Raw genomic sequence first — 18,053 nt, 5'->3', positions numbered from 1 at the left:
ACAGCCATGGCCATCACGGCAAACGTCATCTCGTCGGACCGTGTCGAAGGAACGTCCGTCTACAACTCCGCCGGCGACAAGCTCGGCACCATCGATGACCTCATGATCGACAAGCTGTCGGGGCAGGTGCGCTACGCCGTGCTGGAGTTCGGCGGCTTCCTTGGCATAGGCAAGGACCGCTACCCCATTCCCTGGAACATGCTGAAGTACGACACCGCGCAGGAAGGCTACGTGGTTCCGCTGCAGAAGGAGACGCTGGAAGGCGCCCCGAAGTACGCCGACACCAGCATCCCCGACTACGACGAGAGCTACACGGCCAGCATCAACAGGTACTACGGGCTCTGAGCCCGCAGGCGCCAGCCTCGTCGTTCACCCCGCCGGCGCCTCGGCCGGCGGCATTGCCCCATCGGCCTGCGCCGGCAGGGTGCGTTCCAGCAGCAGATAGAGCGCCAGCCCGCCTGCCAGCGGCACCAGGTAGTACAGCGCCCGGTACGCCAGCACCGCCCCCATCAGCGCGCCCTGCCTCACCGTGCCCGACAACAGGGCGAGATACACGGCTTCGAGCACACCCAGCCCGGCCGGGATCGGCGTGATCACGCCGACGATGGAGGCTGCCATCAGCACCGCCAGCGTCGTCGCATAGGGCACCTTCTGGCCCAGCAGCAGGTACATGGCGGCGCCCATCAGCGCCCAGTTGGCGCTCGACAGCACCAGCTGCATCGCGGCGATGCGCCCGCCAGGCAGACGCACGTGCCGACCCCTGATCACCCATTCGCGCCTGCGGGAGACGGCGCAGGCCACCACGTAGCCGACGGCCAGCAGGATCATCGCCACGCCGAGCGCGCGCAAGGCGCCGTCACCGATGTGCGCCTGCCGCGGCGGATGGATGGCACCGGCTGCGAAAAGCCCGCCGGCCAGCAGCCCGTAGCCGAGCCAGTTGGTCGCCAGGCTCAGCCCCACGATTTGCGCGACGGTGGCTTCGTCGAGACCCGCGCGTGCATAGAGCCGCGCGCGCATCCCGATGCCGCCGACCAGCGAGCCGAGGTTGAGGTTGAACGCATAGCTGGTGACGGCGATGGCCCAGGTCCGCGGCGCCGACAGCTTGTGCCGCAGGTGCCGCCTGCCGATCAGGTCGAAGCAGCCGTAAAGCGCGTGGCTCGCGGTGGCGAGCCCGAGCACGGCCAGCAGCAGCCAGGGCGAATACTTCTGCAGCGCATGCCAGGCGCCGGCCCAGTCGATCTTGTGGATGTGCGACAGCAACAGGCCCAGGACGACGACACCCAGCGCGGGAAGGGCCCACCGCCGCCAGCGTTGCCACCGCGTGGTGGCCGCGGCTGCGCCGGGGGCTGCCGGGGAGCTCAGGACGGCCGCCATCTCAGTCGGGATCGCGCTTGCCGCCGTGCGTCGCGGCTTTCTCGGGGGTCTTGTGCTCGGCCTCGCCCTTCTCGTGCAGCTTCTTGTTGGTCACGCCCTTCATGAGCTCTTCGCCCTCGACGTCGCGGCCATCGGTAGGGACGGACTCTTCCTGCGTCACTTCCGGCTCCTCGCGCGGCGTCTGCTTGGGGTTCTGCGTCATGCTGATGGCTCCTCGGCTCTGTGTGTGATCGATCTGCGGATGAGCCGAGTCTTGGCCGCGCTCGGCCTGCACGCCGCCATCCGCAGGCGACGACAGGTGCAGGACATTTGCCATAGGCCTCCACCTTGGCCTCTACTTTGCGAACGGCGGTGTCGGCATAGGCCGACATGGCTGCGCGCCGTCTGTCCTCAAGGCACGGCTGCCGCGCGATCTAGGCTCATGCGCAGACGAAGAACCGGCGCGTCGCTCTTTCTCCTCATCGCGCGCGCCACGCCGCAGGAATCCCGCCACAGTGACGACCGCCACCCTTCCCTCCAAGACAATTCCCGCCGGCGTCCCCGGCACCAGCACGCCGGTTCCCGCGACCACGCCGCACCGGTGGAGCTTCATCCGCGCAGGCGGCCTAGACCAGGTGGTGTTCCGCAGCGGCGCGGACATCGCCCACATTGCCGAACTCGACCAGAAGCTGTGGGTCGCGCTCGCCTGCCCCACCCGCGGCATCGACTTCGATCCCCGCACGCTCGACCTGATCGACACCGACGGCGACGGCCGCGTGCGCCCACCCGAGGTCATCGCGGCCTGCCGCTGGGCCTGCGAGCGGCTGCGCAGCCCCGACGCATTGCTCGCCGGCGGCGGCACGCTGTCGCTGGACGACCTCGACGACAAGGGCGCCGCGGGTGCGGATCTCGCGAAGGAAGGCCGGCGCATCCTCGACCTGCTCGGCAAGAACGATTCGAACACGCTCACGCTCGCCGACATCTCCAACCGCAGCGAGTGGCTCGCCGCCATGCGCTTCAACGGCGACGGCGTGGTCACCCCCGACACCGCCGCCGACGACGCGCTGCGCGCCACCATCGAGGAGGCAATGCGCACCCACGGCAGCACGCCCGACCGCCACGACAGGAAACCCGGCCTCGACCGCGCCCGCGCCGAGGCCTTCATGGCAGACGCCAAGGCCATGCGCGACTGGTACGCGCGCGCCGAAGGCAGCGACGAGGCGCTGCTGCCGCTGGGAGACCGCACGCTCGCGGCGACCGAGGCGCTGCGCGCGGTCGCTGCCAAGATCGACGACTTCTTCGCGCGCTGCCGCGTCGCGGCCTACGACGTCCAGGCGGTGGCGGCGCTCAATCCGTCGCCGCAGGCATACGACGCGCTGTCGGGCCACACCCTCGACGTGGGCGCGCAGCCTATTGCCGAGCTGCCGCTGGCGTCTGTCACGCCCAGCCGCTCGCTGCCCTTGCGCGGCACCAGCCTGAACCCCGCGTGGGCCGAGGCGATGGCCGTCTTCGCACATGACGCCGTGGCGCCGCTCCTGGGCGAGCGCGATGCGCTGGAGGAGGAGCAGTGGCAACAGCTGCGCCGCCGGCTGGCGCCCTGCGAGGCCTGGATCGCGTCGCGCCCGGCCAATGCGCTCGCAGGCCTGCCGCGCGAACGCATCGATGCCTTGCTCGCGACGCGCGACGCCCTCCTCGCACTCATCGCCGAGGACGAGGCCGCCGAGCAGCACAACCGGCTGCTGGTCGACCTCGAAAAGCTGCTGCGGCTGCAGCGCGACCTGCTGGTGCTGCTGCACAACTTCGTGTCGTTCAAGGCCTTCTACCAGCGCGAGGGCGCCATCTTCCAGGCCGGCACGCTCTACCTCGACGGACGCAGCTGCGAGCTCACCGTGCAGGTGCAGGACACCGCCCGGCATGCGGCGCTGGCAGGCCTTGCAAAGACCTGCCTGGCCTACTGCGACTGCACGCGGCAGGGGCAGAAGATGAGCATCGTCGCCGCCTTCACCGCGGGCGACGTCGACTTTCTCTTCGTCGGCCGCAACGGTGTCTTCTACGACCGCCACGGCCGCGACTGGGACGCCACCATCACCAAGCTGATCGAGAACCCCACCAGCGTCGGCCAGGCCTTCTTCGCGCCCTACAAGAAGTTCGTGCGCATGATCGAGGAACAGGTGGCCAAGCGCGCCGCCGCGAGCGAGGCGGGTTCGCAGAATGCGCTCCAGTCGCTGGCCGGCCGGGTGGCCACGGCCGACCAGGCGGCGGGTGCGAATGCCGCCGCCAAAGCGGCTGCCAAGCCGGGTGTGCCATCCGCCGGCAGCCGCATCGACGTGGGTACCGTCGCGGCCATCGGGGTGGCGCTGGGCAGCATCAGCGCGGTGCTGGTGGGAATCTTCGGCAAGTTCATCGACCTGGGGCAGTGGATACCGGTGGCGCTCGCCGGCATCGTGATCGCCATCTCGGGGCCCCGCATGCTGATCGCTTGGCTGAAGCTGCGGCAGCGCAGCCTGGGGCCGATCCTCGATGCGAGCGGGTGGGCCATCAACGGCCGCATGAAGGTGAGCGTGCGGCTCGGCGGCATGCTCTCTCAGACCGCGCGCGTGCCGCCGGGGGCGAAGCGCATCGCGCCCGATCCGTACCGCGAACGGCATGGCCTCGCGGGTGCGGTGGCTGCCGCCTGCATCGTCGGCGCGGTGGCGCTGCTGGCCTGGCGCATGGACTGGCTGGACGACCGGCTGCCGCCACGCCTGCAGCACGATCCGGCGACCACGAGTGCCCCGGGCGCCCCGGGCGCCTGAACCGCCATGAACGCCGATGCCCGCTTCGCGAGCCTCGGCGGACGCTGTGGGCGCTGTTGGTTTAGTGCACCTGGCCTACACCTTTGCAGTAGTCCAAAGCATTCACATTCATACTGTTGCGCAAGACAATTGCAAGCAGATCGCAATTGGCGACCTGCGCCGCATCCTCTTTGAACCGCAGTTTCGGGAACACATCGCGACTCCATGGAACACCGGCTGGACTGGACCCTCGCTGCCTGCGCCCGGCTTCTTCGCCCGGTGGTCAGGCTCGCGCTCGCCATGGGGGTCAAGCATCCGCACATCGAGGAGCTGCTGCGTGACCTGCTGATCGAGGAAGCCCAGCGCAGCTGGCGCAAGCAGGGCGTTCCCAACCCGAACCTGAGCCAGCTTTCGGTCACCACCGGCCTGAACCGCAAGGCGGTGACGGCCAAGGTCAGGGCAACCACCGATCCCCTGCCCCATACGGAACTGTCGGCTGCGGCCAAGACCTTCACGTTGTGGCTGCAGATGCTTACTAAAGATGACACCTACCGCCGGCTGCCCATCACGGCGGGCCAGGACGCGCCCTCGTTCGAGGCCGTCGCGCGCCTGAGCAGCCGCGGCAACGTGCATCACCGCACCATCCTCGACGAGCTGGTGCGCCTGAACATGGTGAGCGAGGACGAGGACAAGGGCGTGGTCGAGCTCACGACCGACGGCTTCGTGCCGGTCGAAGACCTGCAGTCGATGCTCGCCTTCCTGGGCGACAACGGCCGCGACCACCTGCTGGCCGCCGTCGCCAACACCCTGGGCGAGCAGCCGCGGATGCTGGAACGCGCGGTGTACGCACGCGGCCTCTCGCTGGAGGACTGCGAACGGATCCAGCGCCTGGTGCGCGAGCGCTGGACGGCGCTGCACCACGAGCTGGCCCAGGACATGTCGAAGGCGGTCGACGAGGCCCCCGCCGGCGCGAAGGCGCGCATCCGCGTGGGCATCTACACCTACTTCGAAGACGAGCCAGCCGATCGGGCGCCGGCACGGCCGCCCCCATCAGAAAGCGAGCCCAGGCCATGAGCACGATCAAGACACCTCGCAGGATCATCTTCGGCCTGCTGTCGGCCGGGATCATGGCGCTGCTGCTTTCGTGCGGCGGAGGCGGCGGGAGCGGAGGCGGCTCGATCGCAGGCCTTGGCGTGGGCACGGGCAGCACTTCGCCGCCGGCGGCCACCGGGGCCGCGGGAACTGCGGGAACCGCGGGGACAGACCCCACCGGAACCGGAACCGGAACCGGAACCGGAACCGGGACCGGGACCGGCACAGCTTCGGCGGGGTCCGGAACCGGCGGTACGGGCTCGACCGGCGCCGCAGGCGGCTCGAGCGGCACAGGCGCCACGGGCGCTACGGGAGGCACCGGCAGCGACGCCGGCGCGGGCAGCAGCACTGCAGGCAACAGCAACACCGACGGCTCCGGCGTGGGCTCAGGCGGCACCGGCGTGACGGCGGACGCAGCCGGCATCGGCGCGGCGGACGGCCTGGGCAGCGTCATCCTCAACGGGCTGCGCTACGACACCGACAGTGCCACCTTCACCATCGAGGATGCGACCGAACTGCAGATCGGCATGAGCGCGCGCATCGCGGGCAAGGTCGACGCCAACTTCACCAGCGGCATCGCCAACCAGGTCGTCTCGGCGGCCGAGCTGCGCGGTGCGGTTTCGAACATCGACCTCGCCGGCGGCACCTTCGTGGTGATGGGCATCGGCGTCAGCGTCGACTCGGCCACGGTCTGGGCCGACGCCAACGGCCTTTCCGACGTCAGGGCGGGCAGCGTCATCCAGGTGTGGGGCCTGCCCGGCGCGCCGGGCATGCTGAGGGCCACGCGCATCCAGGTGGCCCCTGCCCTCACCGATCCGCTGACCACAGGCGCGGTGCAGAACCTCGACAAGGCGCACAAGACCTTCATGCTCGGCCAGCTAACCGTCGACTACGGCACGGCCGCGTTCACGGGCCTGGACGAATCGTCGCTCGCCAACGGCGTGGTCGTGCGGGCCCGCGGCACGGCGGCCCCTGTCGGCGGCGTGCTCTCGGCCACCAGGGTGCAGGGCTGGTACGCCATTCCGACGAGCAACGGCGTGGCGGTGCAGCTCGCGGGCGTCATCACCGACTTCGCTTCGCGCGGCTCCTTCAGGGTGCTTGGAACGCCGGTCGACGCGACCAATGCGCAGATCGCAGGCGGCAATGCGAACTCGCTCGGCAACGGCGTGAAGGTCGAAGTCGACGGGTTCATGTCGGGCGGGGTGCTGGTGGTGAAGAAGCTGCGCATCCGCAACGTGCCGGGCACGGGCGGACCGGCCTCCTTCACGGTGATCGGCGCCATCGGCGGATTCACGCCGCCCGCCAGCTTCAGGGTCCGCGGCCAGCCGGTGGATGCCAGCACGGCCGTTTTCGAGAACGGCACCCAGTCAGACCTCCAGAACGGCCGCAAGGTCACGGTCGTGGGCGACCGGGTGGTCGACGGCGTACTGATCGCGCAGCACGTCACGTTCTCGCCCTGAGCGAGCAATCCTTCACGAAACAAACTCTCGACAAGGTCGGGCGGCGGGAGTACAACTAAATAACTAAAGTGAAAAAATCACATTTAAAGCGCTCACGCCAATGCTGCCCCTCGACGAACGGAGATCGTGCACCCGCGGCGTTCCGCCCGCGGTAGCGCTGCTGCGCGTCTCGAAGCGGCATCTGCGATCGGCGCTGCGATGCGGGCATCCGTCCGCAGTTCCTGCCCATTGCTCGATGTGCACCAGCCACGGTGCAGACGGGAGCATGTATGCCGCTCACCCTCCTCCTCCGGCTTCTGCACGAGAAGCTTCCAGTCACGCTCACTGCTGACCCCGACATCAGGCACGCCTCCGTACTGATGGCCACCGGCCTGGTGGAAGCCGAGTTCCATCTCGACCACTTCGGCTACCAGCAGTACGAGAGCGCGGTGGTGTTCGACATCACCGAGGAAGGCCACGCCGAGATCGCCGGCCTGCGCGCCGGCGCGGCCGTGGCGGCGCTCGAGGAGCCGGGGTGGCCGGTAATGCCGCTGGACTACCTTCGCAAGATCGGCAACTCGGTCTTCCCGCTGCGCATCGACGACCCGGCGGAAATCAACTCCGTCGCCGTGCTTAACGCCGCGGGCATGGTCGAAGCCACGCTGCCACCGCCCTGCCGGACCCGGCAGAGCCCGCAGAAATCCAGGCAGGCGGTCGTTCTCCGCGTCACGCCGCTGGGCCGCACCGCACTGGTCGAACGGCGCGCCTGAAGCCGGCCCCGCAAGCCGGACAAGGCCGCGTCGTTGCGCTGAACAGGTACCCGCAAATATCCCGCCGGCCACGAGGTGCCAGGACCGCATCCCCTCGACAGCCTCCCGAAAATCCCGGCGCACCGGCACCTTTGCAACCAAGTGCAACAAGAGTCACAGATTGACGATCGACCTCTGGCGCCATTGTTTTCGACTACCAAAGTAGTAATGTGAAACCTTCACATACATCCCTTTCAGGTGCGAGGCATGAATTCCAGACTGACACCGTCCGGCTCCGCCTGCAGCCATGGCCCCGCGCCCTGCATCGCGTGATCCGACTCATGCCGGGAACCCCAAGCCATGCTGGCCCATACCACCGCCGCCCCCGAAGCCGATACGGGTGTCGCCGCGGATGCGCTCATGGTCGCGCGTATGCGGCTGGTGCTCTCGGTTTCGGCGCTGCTGGCGGTGGTGGTTGATGCCGGGGACCATCGCGAGCACATCCACGGCACCGTGTGGCTGGCCTTCTGCGGCTATGTGCTGCACAGCCTGCTGGTTTACGCATGCACCCGCATGGGCCGCCCGTACTTCCAGGGCAAGGTCATCCACTGGTCCGACGTGCTGTGGTTCACGCTCATCATCTTCGTGACCGACGGCGTACAGAGCCTCTTCTTCCTCTTCTATTTCTTCGCGATCCTCACCTCCGCCTTCCGCTGGGGTTTCGAGGAAGGCGCCCGCGTGACGGTGGCGTCGGTCGCGTCCTTCGCGGCCTGCGGGCTGGCCACCAGCACCGGCAACGACGCGCCCCAGCTCCTGATGCGCAGCACCTTCCTGCTGGCGCTCGGCCACATGATCGTGCACTGGGGCGGCTCCAAGCTCGGGCTGCAGCGCCGGCTCGCGCTGCTGGGCGACGTCAGCCAGCTTTCCAACCCGCGCTTCGGCGCCGGCCGCACCATCGCCCGCACGATGGAAAAGACCCTGGTCTTCTTCAGGGCCAGCCACTGCATCCTGCTGACGCGCGACACCGCCTCGGGCAACTGGGTCCTGCGCACGCTGCGCAAGAACGACGCCTGCGAGCACGTCAGCGTCGAGACCATCGGCCGCATCGCCGAGTCGCCGCTGATGGCGTTGATGGCTTTGCCGACCGGCCAGACCGTGCTCAGCAACCGCCTGCCCTGGCCGCTGAGCCGGCTGTGCGCACAGAGCCATGTCTTCGAGCCGACTGCCGCAGCCGGCTGGCGCGCCGAGGACGAGGAAGGCGCGCAACGCTGCGAAGCGGTGGCGGCGATGCTGGAGGCGCGTGCTTTCATCAGCGCGCCGCTGCCGATGCGGCTGGGCGAAGGCCGCGTCTTCGTGTCATCGCGCGACGGCCTCTTCAACAAGCCCGATGCGCTCTTTCTCACGCACCTGATGGAGCAGATCTTCCCGATCATCGAGACCATCGAGGTGCTCGACCGCATGGCCTCCGAAGCCGCCACGGCGGAGCGCCTGAAGTTCGCGCTCGACCTGCATGACACCGCCGTGCAGCCCTACATCGGCCTGCGCATGGGCCTGTGCGCGCTGCGCAGGAAGGCGGCGGCAGACAACCCGCTGAGCGAAGACCTGGAAAAGCTCACGGACGTGGCCGACGGCGTCATCGCCGACCTGCGCCGCTATGCGGGCGAAGTCCGGCAAGGCGCCAACGGCTGCGGCGGCCTGGTGCTGCCGCAGCTGCACCGCCAGGCCGCGCGGATCAAGGGCCTCTACGGCATCGACATCGCGGTGGCCGTCGACGGCCCGCTGCACCTCGACGACCGGGTGAGCGCCGAGGTGCTGCAGCTGGTCGGCGAGGGCCTCAACAACATCTGCAAGCACACCCAGGCCCGCCGCGGCAGCGTGCGCCTGGCCTGCAGCAATGGCCGGCTGCACGTTCGCATCGAGAACGAAGCCGGCCAGGAGAGCTTCACCAGGTTCAGGCCCCACTCCATCACCGAACGCGCAGCGGCCCTCGGCGGCCGCGCGCAGGTCCGCCAGTGCGAGAGCGGCGGCACCGCCGTGCTGGTGGAAATACCGATCTGAGAACCGACGAACACCGCATGCCAGCCAGCACGCGCTGCACCGACACGAGACAAGCCAAAGCCAAGTTCAAGGAGCCCACCATGCAGCCAGCCACCCACCCCATCAGCGTCCTGCTCGTGGACGACCACCAGACCATGCTCTGGGGCCTGTCGCGGTTGATAGACGGCGAGCATCCGCGCATGAAGGTGGTGGGCACGGCCTGCTGCTGCGAGGACGCGGTGGCAACCTCGCAGAGCCTCGCGCCCGACGTCATCGTGCTCGACCTGGACCTCGACGGCCACAGCGCGCTGGACATCCTGCCCCGGCTGGTGTCCAACGAGGTGTCGCGCGTCATGGTGCTCACCGGCGAGCGCGAACAGCGCACGCTCGACCTCGCGGTGCTGCAGGGCGCACGCGGCGTGATGCGCAAGGATGCGCCGGCGCAGCAGGTGATCGACGCGATCGAGCGCGTGCACAACGGCGAGCTCTGCGTCGACGCGCAGTCCATCGGCCGCGTCTTCTACGAGCTGACCGCGGTGAAGAAGCAGCAGCCCAAGGCCGATCCGGAAGCTGCCAAACAGGCCAGCCTGACGAGCAAGGAGCGCGAGATCATCCACACGGTGGTCGAAGGCAGCGGCGCCTCGAACAAGGCCCTGGCCGCCAGGCTCTTCGTCACCGAACACACGCTGCGCAACCACCTCACCTCGATCTACCAGAAGCTCGGCGTGGGCAACCGCCTGGAGCTGTACATCTACGCGATGAAGCACCAGCTCCACGCCCCCGCGCACTGAATCCAGCAGCACGACACGCGAAGGCCAAAGCCCGAAGCCCTGCGCGCCGCAACCGGCGCGCAGGGCTTCTTTCCATCCAGGAAATGAAGGTTCGACTGAAGGGCTCAGGTCCCGTTGAGCATCGGCATGATCATCCGCACGATGCGGATCGCCGCCGGCGTCAGGATCACCAGCGAGATGCACGGGAAGATGCACAGCACCAGCGGAACCAGCATCTTGGTCGGCACCTTGGCCGCGAGCTCCTCGGCACGCACGTGGCGCTTGTGGCGCAGGTCCTCGGAGAACACCCGCAGCGATTCGCCGATGCTGGTGCCGAAGCGGTCCGCCTGGGTCAGCATGGTCGCGAAGGTGCCGATCTCGTCCACGCCGGTGCGCAGCGCCAGGTTGCGCAGCGACTTCTCGCGGGTGGAGCCGGCGCGCATCTCGAGGTTGGTCCAGTGCAGCTCCTGCGCCAGCGCCGCGCTCTTCACCTGGATTTCCTCCGTGACCTTGGCCAGCGCGGCATCGAGGCCCAGCCCGGCCTCCACGCACACGAGCATCAGGTCGGCGGCGTCTGGAAAGTTCTCGAAGATCTCGCGGCGGCGCGAGCGGATCATCAGGCGCAGCACCAGGTTGGGCAGGTAGCAGCCGGCCAGCGCCACCACTGCCAGCCACAGCAGCATCACCGTGCTGTCGTCCGCCGCACCCGTCGCCCGCAGGCCGACGTAGGCCAGCGCGGCGAAGCCCAGCGGCAGCAGCGTCTTCATGCCGAAGTACATGATGTAGGCGTCCGGGTGGCGGATGCCCGCGTTCAGGAAGCGCACCCGCAGTGGCGAGAGCTCGGCATCGCTGGTGGGCGAAGAGAGCTGCGCGAACGGCCCGACGATCTTGACGGCCTTCTCGGTCCATGCCGACTTGCCTGCCGGCATGGCCACCGCCTGCAGCCGCTGCTCGGTGCGCGTCGGCGACAGCCAGACGGCCACTCCGACGATCGCCATCGACACGGCCAGGAAGACGAGAACGGGAAACAGCATGGTCATGGTTCTTCTCCTTCAGACGCGGATCTTCACGATCTTGCGCAGCAGCACGACGCCCACGAGCATCACCAACAGCATGTACTTGATCACCGTCTGCCCGATCGGATCGGTCCACAGCGGCGACATGAATTCGGGGTTGAACACGTTCATGAGCGCCGCCAGCGCGAACGGCATCAGCCCGAGAATCCAGGCCGACAGCCGCCCTTCCGACGACAGCACCCGCACCCGCGCCAGCAGCTTGAGCCGCTCGCGGATCAACCGGCTGAGGTTGCCCAGCACCTCCGTCAGGTTGCCGCCCGAATCGCGCTGGATCAGCACCGACACCACGAAGTAGCGCAGGTCGGTCAGCGGCACACGCTCGCTGAGGTTGGTCAGGGCCTGCTGCAGCGACACGCCGAAGTTCACCTCGTCGGCGACCATGCGGAACTCGCCGGCGATGGGCTCGGCCATCTCCTCGCCGATCATCTGGATGCCGCTGGCGAACGAGTGCCCGGCGCGCAGCGCCCGCGTGACGAGGTCCAGCGCCTCGGGAAGCTGCTTTTCCAGCCGCGTCAGCCGGCGGCTGCGCTGGTTCTGCAGGTAGAGCAGCGGCAGTATCGCCAGGCAGCCTCCCACCACCAGCCCGACCAGGAGCGACTGGTGCACGATCACCATCGATGCGAAGAAGCCGAGCACGCCGAGCACGCACGACACCAGCAGGAAGCTGGAGACCGTCCACTCCAGCCCGGCCTGGAGGATGAAGCGGTCCAGCATGTGCGCGCGTGGCAGCGTCAGCAGCAGGCGCTGCATCCACGGCACCTCGCTGAGCATGCGCTCCTTGGCCAGGTGGGCCTGCGGCGTGCGGTCGACCGCGGCGGAGAACGCCTGCAGCCGCTTCTCGATCTTGCGCGCTTCGGGCCCCTTGTAGGAGCGCCACAGCATGTAGAGCCCCTCCAGCATGAGCAGCACGGTCACGAACACCAGCACGGTGACGGTGATGAGGGTGTTGCCCCCCAGGTTGTTGAGCATGATGGCCTCCTGTTGCTTGCCTGGTCAGGTCATTCGTAGTGCTTGGTCGGGTCGAACATCGCATCCGGCAGGTCCACGCCGTACGCATGCAGCCGCTCCGCGAACTTCGGCCGCACGCCGGAGGCCTGGAAATGCCCACGCACCTGTCCGTCGGGGCCCATGCCGGTCTGGCGGAAGCTGAAGATCTCCTGCATGGTGACCACCTCCCCTTCCATGCCGGTGATCTCCTGGATGCTCGTGACCTTGCGGCGCCCGTCCACCAGGCGCAGCACCTGCACGATCACCGTGATGGCCGACGCGATCTGCTGGCGCACCGTGCGGTGCGGCAGGTTCAGGTTGGCCATGCCGATCATGTTCTCCAGCCGCGCCAGCGCGTCGCGCGGCGTGTTCGCGTGGATGGTGGTGAGCGAGCCCTCGTGGCCGGTGTTCATGGCCTGCAGCATGTCGACCGCCTCGGCGCCACGCACCTCGCCGATCACGATGCGGTCGGGCCGCATGCGCAGCGCGTTGCGCACCAGCGCGCGCTGCGTGATCTCGCCCTTGCCCTCGATGTTCATCGGCCGCGTCTCCATGCGCGCCACGTGCGGCTGCTGCAGCTGGAGCTCGGCTGCGTCCTCGATGGTGATGATGCGTTCGCTCGGCGGAATGAAGCCTGAGAGAATGTTCAGCAGCGTCGTCTTGCCGGCGCCCGTGCCGCCCGAGATCAGCATGTTGACCTTCGCCTGGGCCAGGCCCTCGAGCATCTGCGCCATCTGCGGCGTCAACGTCTTCAGCTCGCTCACCAGGTTCTCCATGCGCAGCGGGATCTTCGCGAAACGCCGGATCGACATCATCGGCCCGTCGAGCGCCACCGGCGCGATGACCGCGTTCACGCGCGAGCCGTCGGGCAGCCGCGCGTCGACCATCGGGCTCGACTCGTCGATGCGCCGCCCCACCAGCGAGACGATCTTGTCGATGATGCGCAGCAGGTGCTTCTCGTCGGTGAAGCTGACGTTGGTCAGCTCCAGCTTGCCCCTGCGCTCCACATAGATCTTCTCGTGCGAGTTGACCAGGATGTCGGAGACCGAAGGGTCGGCCATCAGCAGCTCGATCGGCCCGAAGCCGAGCATCTCGTGCTGGATGTCGCGGATCAGCGTGCGCCGCTCGATGTCGTTGAGCGCCTCGGGCTCCTCCTGCAGCAGCCGCGTGGTCATGGTCGAGATTTCCTGGCGCAGCACTTCGGGCTTGAGCGTCTCGAGCGCGGAGAGGTCGAAGCGCTCCAGCAGCTTCAGGTGCATGCGCTCCTTCAGCGACTTGTAGGCGTCCGAGGCATAGGGCGAGACGGACTGCTCCACGGCACTCCCGCCTTGCCGCATCGCGCTGTCGGTATCGATGGCATTGAGCTGTTCTCTGAATGACATGGGGACCTGCCTTGCTGTTGAATGGGTTGGGCGATGCGCGCTCAGGCGCGGCGGAACAGCCGCCCGATGAAGCCGGGCGCCGCCTCCTGGCGCGGGCTGAGCGAGTGGGCGATGTCGGTGAGCTTCCTGGCCAGCGCGCTGCCGCGCGACATCTCGGCCAGCGGCACGCCGCGGTTGATGGACGCATCCACGTCCTTGCCGCCGTCGGGCACGATCGTGAGCGTCGCGCCCACCAGCGAGCGCCGCATGTCCGACAGGCCGATCTCGCCTCCGCCCGCGCTGCGGTTCACCAGCAGCTCGACCTTGCCGGGCTGGTAGCCCAGCGACTTGAAGACGTGCATCAGCCGCGTCACGTTGCGGATGTGCGGCAGGCTGGGCTGCAGCACCGGGAAGATGCGGTCGGCCCGGTCCAGCACGCGGATCGAGAGCGTGTCGATGCGCGGGCCCAGGTCGAAGATCACGAAGTCGTACACGCCCAGCGCGATGTGCAGGATCGCGTCGATGTGCTCGGCCTTCACGTCCATCGCGCGCGAGATGTCCTCCGGCGCCGCGAGCACTGCGAAGGTCGGCGACACGCGCACCACGCTCGCGGCCAGCAACGAGGCGTCGAGCCGGCCGATGTCGCGGGCCACGTCCGCCATCGTCGAGGTCGGACGCAGGTCGCTCACGTACGACAGCGCATCGCCGAACTGCAGGTTCAGGTCCACCAGCAGCACCGAGCGCTCCTTCGAGAGCTGGTGCGCGATGTTGGTCGCCAGGAAGGTCGAGCCGCTGCCGCCCTTGCACGGCATGAAGGCCACCACCTGCCCCGGCGCGCGTGCCTGTGCGCCGGCCATCTTGTGCGCGATGCGCTCCACGGCCGCCTCCAGCGCGGCCGTGTCGGCGGGCGATGGCAGCACCTCGCGCACGCCCGCGCGCATCGCGTGGATCAGGAATTCGGGCGTCTGCATCGCGCACAGCAGCACCACCGCGATCGACGGATGTTGCAGCGTGAGCTTCTCGACCAGGTTGAGCTCCTGCGGGTCGCAGCACATGCCGTCGACCAGCAGGAGATCGGGCGAGGCCTTGTCGACGACCCACTGCATCCGGCTCTTGCCGCCTTCGAACAGCGACACGGTGTGCGAGCGCGCCTCCAGCACCTTGCGCATGTCCTGCAGGTGGTTGGCGTTGGGGGAGATGATGGCGATCTTCATGGTCTTGTCCGTTGCGTTGATGGCTAGGAACAGATGGCCGCGCTGTTCGGGTCCTTGCGCATGACCTCGCGCGGCAGGTAGGTCGAGAAGCCCGGCATCGGGATCAGGGGCGCCGTGGCGCCCGAGATGGGCGAGATCCACTGGTAGTTGAGCCCGGTGATGCTCACGGTCACGCCCTGGCATGTCGCGGCCGTGCAGCCCGAGGGCGACCACGCCACCGACACCGTGCTGATCTGCGGCAGCAGCGCCTTCATGCGCGCGAGCACCAGCGCCTGCTGGGTGGTGTCGTCGCACACCACCGCGTACCGGGCGCCTGCGCGCGTCGCTTCCTGCGCCGCGTTCCAGGTGAAGAGCATGCGGGCGAAGTCCACGATGCCCAGCGTGAACATGAGGAAGACGATCAGGCCCAGCGCGAACTCGACCGTGGTCGCGCCGCCGAGCCGGCGGTTGTGGCTGCGTCTCATGATGCGGCCCTCATGCTGGCGGTGATGTCGCTGAACGCGATGTTGCCGCTCGCGTTGGCGAAGACCACGCCGAACACCGAGGGGAACATCGAATGGAAGGTGTAGCCGGTCACCCGGATCGTCACCGTGGTGATGATCGGCGCGGCGCCTGCCGACTGCCAGGTGCAGCAGGTGCCCGCCGGCACGTTCGCCAGGCTCAGCCCGCGCGCCAGCGGCGAGCCGGTGCCTGCGGTGTTGCCGTAGACCACCAGGTTGCGCGCTTCGGTGATCTTCGTGCCCGGCGTCTGCACCGACAGGTAGCGCACCGCGTCGCGCGTCGACTTGACCACCGCGTTGTATTCGTACATCGCGCGGCCGAACTCGGTGGTGATGAAGGTCAGCAGCAGCAGCAGCGGGATGATCAGCGCCAGCTCGACCAGCGCAACGCCTTGCTGAGTGCGACGGGATGGCTGCTTCATGGCATGCGCCCCTTTCTTGGGTTCTCTTCGCTTCTCATCTCACCAGCACCGGCACCAGCGGCCCCGCCGTTCCGCCCGCCAGCCCGCTGGTCGTGCAAGGGCTGCCGGCGGCACCGGCGTTGCCGAGGAATTCCAGCTGCGTGTCAGTCATCGGAATGCTCAACGGCTGCAGCATCAGCATGCAGAGGTAGTCGATCACATGGTTGCCGCCGTCGATGACCGGTACCGTGACGATGCGCCGGTCCATGCCGTACTGCATGTGGCCTCCGGCGACGTTGCCCGGCGCGGCCAGCGACTGGAAGCTGTTGAGCGAGAGCCCGGTGATCGACTCGCAGCTGTTCGCGCCCTTCACCTTGGTGCCCGTGTCGGCGCACGAAGCGAAGGCAGCGCGCTTGGTCACGAAATTCTGGGCAGTCGGGCCCGCGCCGGCACCTGGGGCGCCGTTGTACGCGTTGAACTGCGCGGGCCAGTTGAGCGAGGTGTAGGCGTAGCCGGTGTAGTCGGGCCGCGCCGTGCTCGGGTCGCTGGTGTTCTTGTAGATGCCGAAGCGCTGGTTCCACACGTCGGCCACCGAGGTCTGCACGCCTGGCGTTCCGATGGTGTCGCCCACCTTGGCGCCGCAGCGGCCATTGAGTTCGGCAGAGGTTTCGGAGGCGCTGTTGCTCCCATCGAGATTGGCCCACCCGATCTGCCCGCCGGTGGCGGCGTTCTGCGCCATGATGAGCGTCACCCATTCGCCCACGGCGAAGCCGTAGTTGGGTGCCGTGCCGCCGGTCTTGGGCTTCGCGGCGACCGGGATGGGGCATGCGGACTGCGCGCTCGCACGGGTGGCGACCGCGCTTGCGATGACGCTGCGGGTGGCAGGGTTGCCGGCCGCGTTGCCCGTGAAGGCGCCCATGGCCTTCATGAGCCAGATGTTGATGCCGGGTTGCGTGTGCGCGCACTGAGCATAGCGCGCCAATGCCGGCGTGGTCGTCACTGCATAGGAGGCGTCGCGGAAGGTGATGTCGCTCGCAACGATCTGGCCCTTCCCGCTCCAGTTGCTCGATTGCATGTTCACGCCGTTCGCGTTGCCGGCGACCTGGCCCGCACTCGTCGCCCGGGTGATCGCCGTGCCCTGCCCGTCGAGCTCGCGCGCGGCGGACAGGGCGCAGCTGTCTACAGCTGTCTGCAGCTCGGTCTTGACCACGAACAGGTGCCCGAAGTCCAGGGCGATGCCCATGAACCCCATCAGGAACAGCAGGATCAGCGCGGCTGTGACGATCATCGCGCCGCGCTGGCGGCGAAGAGAACGGCGGACATGCATGATCGGCTCCTGTGCAACAGAAGTGGTCCGGCAGACGCGGGCTCAGGTGCAGCCCGTGCCATCGAGACAGTTGGCGACGCGGGTAATGAACGAGCTGAAGCTGTTGCCCGTCGTCAGAACCTGCAGCGCGACAACCAGCGCGATGGAGACGACAGCAATGATCAGCGCGTACTCGACTATCTGCGCGCCGCTCTCGTCTTTCAGAAATGACTTCAACATGGGACTACTCCTTTTCCATGCGGGAAAGAATGCGAACGCAGCAGCTGGCGTACAGCGAGCCGGGCCAGGCCCGGCTCGCTCGCCCTGCGGCTTACGAGCAGGTGGCCGTGGTGAGGCAGTTCGTCACGCGGGTGATGAACGAGGTGAAGCCGCCGTTGTTCGCCGTGAGGCCCTTCAGCGCGACGACCAGGGCGATCGAGACGACCGCGATGATCAGCGCGTATTCGACGACCTGGGCGCCCTCTTCTTCGCGCAGGAAGTTCTGGGTCGATTGGCCGATGGCCTTGAAAAGGTTTTGCATGATTCGTTCCTTTCGATGTTTGAACGGTTGGGGATCAGGTTCGAGAAAACATGGATAGGGAAGAAAGTTCGTTTCGATTCGTGTCACTCTCCTTTCCGCGTGAGTCCCGAGGAAGCGGGCCTGGCCGATGCAACGTGTGCGTGCATCACTTCGAGCTCCCTGCTCCTTGTCCGCCGATCTGGCCGCCGATGTTGATGACGTTCACTGCCGGCGGCGGCGTCTTGTACGAGTCGTGGTACTGGTTCATCGCCTCGCGCGCGGCGCGGCCGTCCATGCCGACGGCGGGGTCGTTGCTCTTGCCGGCGTCGGGGTTGATGGTCATCTTCCGTTTCGCGTCGCGCACCGCGTCGCCGAAGCGGGCGTCGTAGTTGGGCGTGACGTGCGAGCAGCCGGCGCCCAGGAGGCACACGAGCGCAACGGTGGTCGTTCTGGCGATGGTGAACATGACGGTGC

The 18,053-nt window shown here is 67.9% G+C and carries 19 protein-coding genes; 7 read left to right on the top strand and 12 right to left on the bottom strand.

What is annotated here, in order from left to right; all coding sequences use genetic code 11:
- Window positions 1-6: 6 nt before the first annotated feature.
- The gene (locus FHY06_RS03395) at window positions 7-345 is read left to right on the top strand and encodes a PRC-barrel domain-containing protein (protein ID WP_184603368.1); all 339 of its coding nucleotides are present in this window, start codon (window positions 7-9) and stop codon (window positions 343-345) included.
- A gap of 24 nt (window positions 346-369) precedes the next feature.
- Here FHY06_RS03395 and FHY06_RS03390 read toward each other — a convergent pair whose 3' ends face one another.
- Both FHY06_RS03390 and FHY06_RS03385 read right to left on the bottom strand, forming a co-directional pair.
- Window positions 370-1,374 (bottom strand): lysylphosphatidylglycerol synthase domain-containing protein, encoded by a 1,005-nt coding sequence (locus FHY06_RS03390; RefSeq protein WP_184603366.1) that lies wholly within the window; start codon window positions 1,372-1,374, stop codon window positions 370-372.
- Between the two features lies 1 nt (window position 1,375).
- The gene (locus FHY06_RS03385; protein WP_126181816.1) at window positions 1,376-1,576 is read right to left on the bottom strand and encodes a hypothetical protein; all 201 of its coding nucleotides are present in this window, start codon (window positions 1,574-1,576) and stop codon (window positions 1,376-1,378) included.
- 292 nt (window positions 1,577-1,868) lie between these two features.
- Here FHY06_RS03385 and FHY06_RS03380 point away from each other — a divergent pair, with 292 nt between their 5' ends.
- From FHY06_RS03380 to FHY06_RS03355, 6 genes are all read left to right on the top strand, one after another.
- Entirely contained in the window at window positions 1,869-4,148 is a 2,280-nt protein-coding gene (locus tag FHY06_RS03380; RefSeq protein WP_184603364.1) for a hypothetical protein, read from the top strand.
- Between the two features lie 204 nt (window positions 4,149-4,352).
- Complete coding sequence (locus FHY06_RS03375; RefSeq protein WP_126181814.1) at window positions 4,353-5,201, top strand: DUF6502 family protein; 849 nt, start codon at window positions 4,353-4,355, stop codon at window positions 5,199-5,201.
- Window positions 5,198-6,679, top strand: coding sequence for a DUF5666 domain-containing protein (locus FHY06_RS03370; protein WP_184603362.1), 1,482 nt, complete (start codon window positions 5,198-5,200; stop codon window positions 6,677-6,679). The genes FHY06_RS03375 and FHY06_RS03370 overlap by 4 nt, the downstream gene beginning before the upstream one ends.
- 269 nt (window positions 6,680-6,948) lie before the next feature.
- Window positions 6,949-7,428: a hypothetical protein gene (locus FHY06_RS03365; RefSeq protein WP_126181812.1), complete on the top strand. Its 480-nt coding sequence runs from the start codon at window positions 6,949-6,951 to the stop codon at window positions 7,426-7,428.
- Between the two features lie 339 nt (window positions 7,429-7,767).
- The gene (locus FHY06_RS03360) at window positions 7,768-9,465 is read left to right on the top strand and encodes a sensor histidine kinase (protein ID WP_184603360.1); all 1,698 of its coding nucleotides are present in this window, start codon (window positions 7,768-7,770) and stop codon (window positions 9,463-9,465) included.
- Between the two features lie 80 nt (window positions 9,466-9,545).
- Complete coding sequence (locus FHY06_RS03355; RefSeq protein ID WP_026346192.1) at window positions 9,546-10,235, top strand: response regulator; 690 nt, start codon at window positions 9,546-9,548, stop codon at window positions 10,233-10,235.
- 104 nt (window positions 10,236-10,339) lie between these two features.
- Here the strand turns inward: FHY06_RS03355 and FHY06_RS03350 are convergent, their stop codons facing one another.
- The 10 genes from FHY06_RS03350 to FHY06_RS03305 all read right to left on the bottom strand — a co-directional run bounded on the left by FHY06_RS03350 (window position 10,340) and on the right by FHY06_RS03305 (window position 18,045).
- Window positions 10,340-11,254, bottom strand: a complete 915-nt coding sequence (locus FHY06_RS03350) for a type II secretion system F family protein (RefSeq protein WP_184603358.1) — start codon at window positions 11,252-11,254, stop codon at window positions 10,340-10,342.
- Window positions 11,255-11,266: 12 nt separating this feature from the next.
- Complete coding sequence (locus tag FHY06_RS03345) at window positions 11,267-12,259, bottom strand: type II secretion system F family protein (protein ID WP_019652667.1); 993 nt, start codon at window positions 12,257-12,259, stop codon at window positions 11,267-11,269.
- A 29-nt stretch (window positions 12,260-12,288) separates the two neighbouring features.
- The gene (locus tag FHY06_RS03340) at window positions 12,289-13,659 is read right to left on the bottom strand and encodes a TadA family conjugal transfer-associated ATPase (RefSeq protein WP_184603355.1); all 1,371 of its coding nucleotides are present in this window, start codon (window positions 13,657-13,659) and stop codon (window positions 12,289-12,291) included.
- Between the two features lie 41 nt (window positions 13,660-13,700).
- Window positions 13,701-14,852 (bottom strand): CpaE/TadZ family protein, encoded by a 1,152-nt coding sequence (locus tag FHY06_RS03335; protein WP_184603353.1) that lies wholly within the window; start codon window positions 14,850-14,852, stop codon window positions 13,701-13,703.
- Between the two features lie 23 nt (window positions 14,853-14,875).
- Complete coding sequence (locus FHY06_RS03330; RefSeq protein WP_132751003.1) at window positions 14,876-15,316, bottom strand: TadE/TadG family type IV pilus assembly protein; 441 nt, start codon at window positions 15,314-15,316, stop codon at window positions 14,876-14,878.
- On the bottom strand, window positions 15,313-15,774 hold the full coding sequence (locus FHY06_RS03325) for a TadE/TadG family type IV pilus assembly protein (RefSeq protein ID WP_126181808.1): 462 nt from the start codon (window positions 15,772-15,774) through the stop codon (window positions 15,313-15,315). The genes FHY06_RS03330 and FHY06_RS03325 overlap by 4 nt, the downstream gene beginning before the upstream one ends.
- Window positions 15,775-15,808: 34 nt before the next feature.
- Window positions 15,809-17,080 carry a pilus assembly protein TadG-related protein gene (locus FHY06_RS03320; protein ID WP_184603351.1) on the bottom strand — a complete coding sequence of 424 codons (1,272 nt, stop codon included), beginning with the start codon at window positions 17,078-17,080 and terminating at the stop codon, window positions 15,809-15,811.
- Window positions 17,081-17,122: 42 nt separating this feature from the next.
- Entirely contained in the window at window positions 17,123-17,299 is a 177-nt protein-coding gene (locus tag FHY06_RS03315; RefSeq protein ID WP_019652673.1) for a Flp family type IVb pilin, read from the bottom strand.
- A 91-nt stretch (window positions 17,300-17,390) separates the two neighbouring features.
- Complete coding sequence (locus FHY06_RS03310; RefSeq protein ID WP_019652674.1) at window positions 17,391-17,600, bottom strand: Flp family type IVb pilin; 210 nt, start codon at window positions 17,598-17,600, stop codon at window positions 17,391-17,393.
- 145 nt (window positions 17,601-17,745) lie between these two features.
- Complete coding sequence (locus tag FHY06_RS03305) at window positions 17,746-18,045, bottom strand: hypothetical protein (protein ID WP_132798749.1); 300 nt, start codon at window positions 18,043-18,045, stop codon at window positions 17,746-17,748.
- Between the last annotated feature and the right edge of the window lie 8 nt (window positions 18,046-18,053).

It is taken from the genome of Variovorax atrisoli, assembly GCF_014195185.1.
In the GTDB taxonomy this organism is placed as follows: Bacteria; Pseudomonadota; Gammaproteobacteria; order Burkholderiales; family Burkholderiaceae_C; genus Variovorax; species Variovorax atrisoli.
The sequence above is the reverse complement of the archived record's forward strand: the minus strand, read 5'-3'. Positions and strand labels throughout refer to the sequence as shown.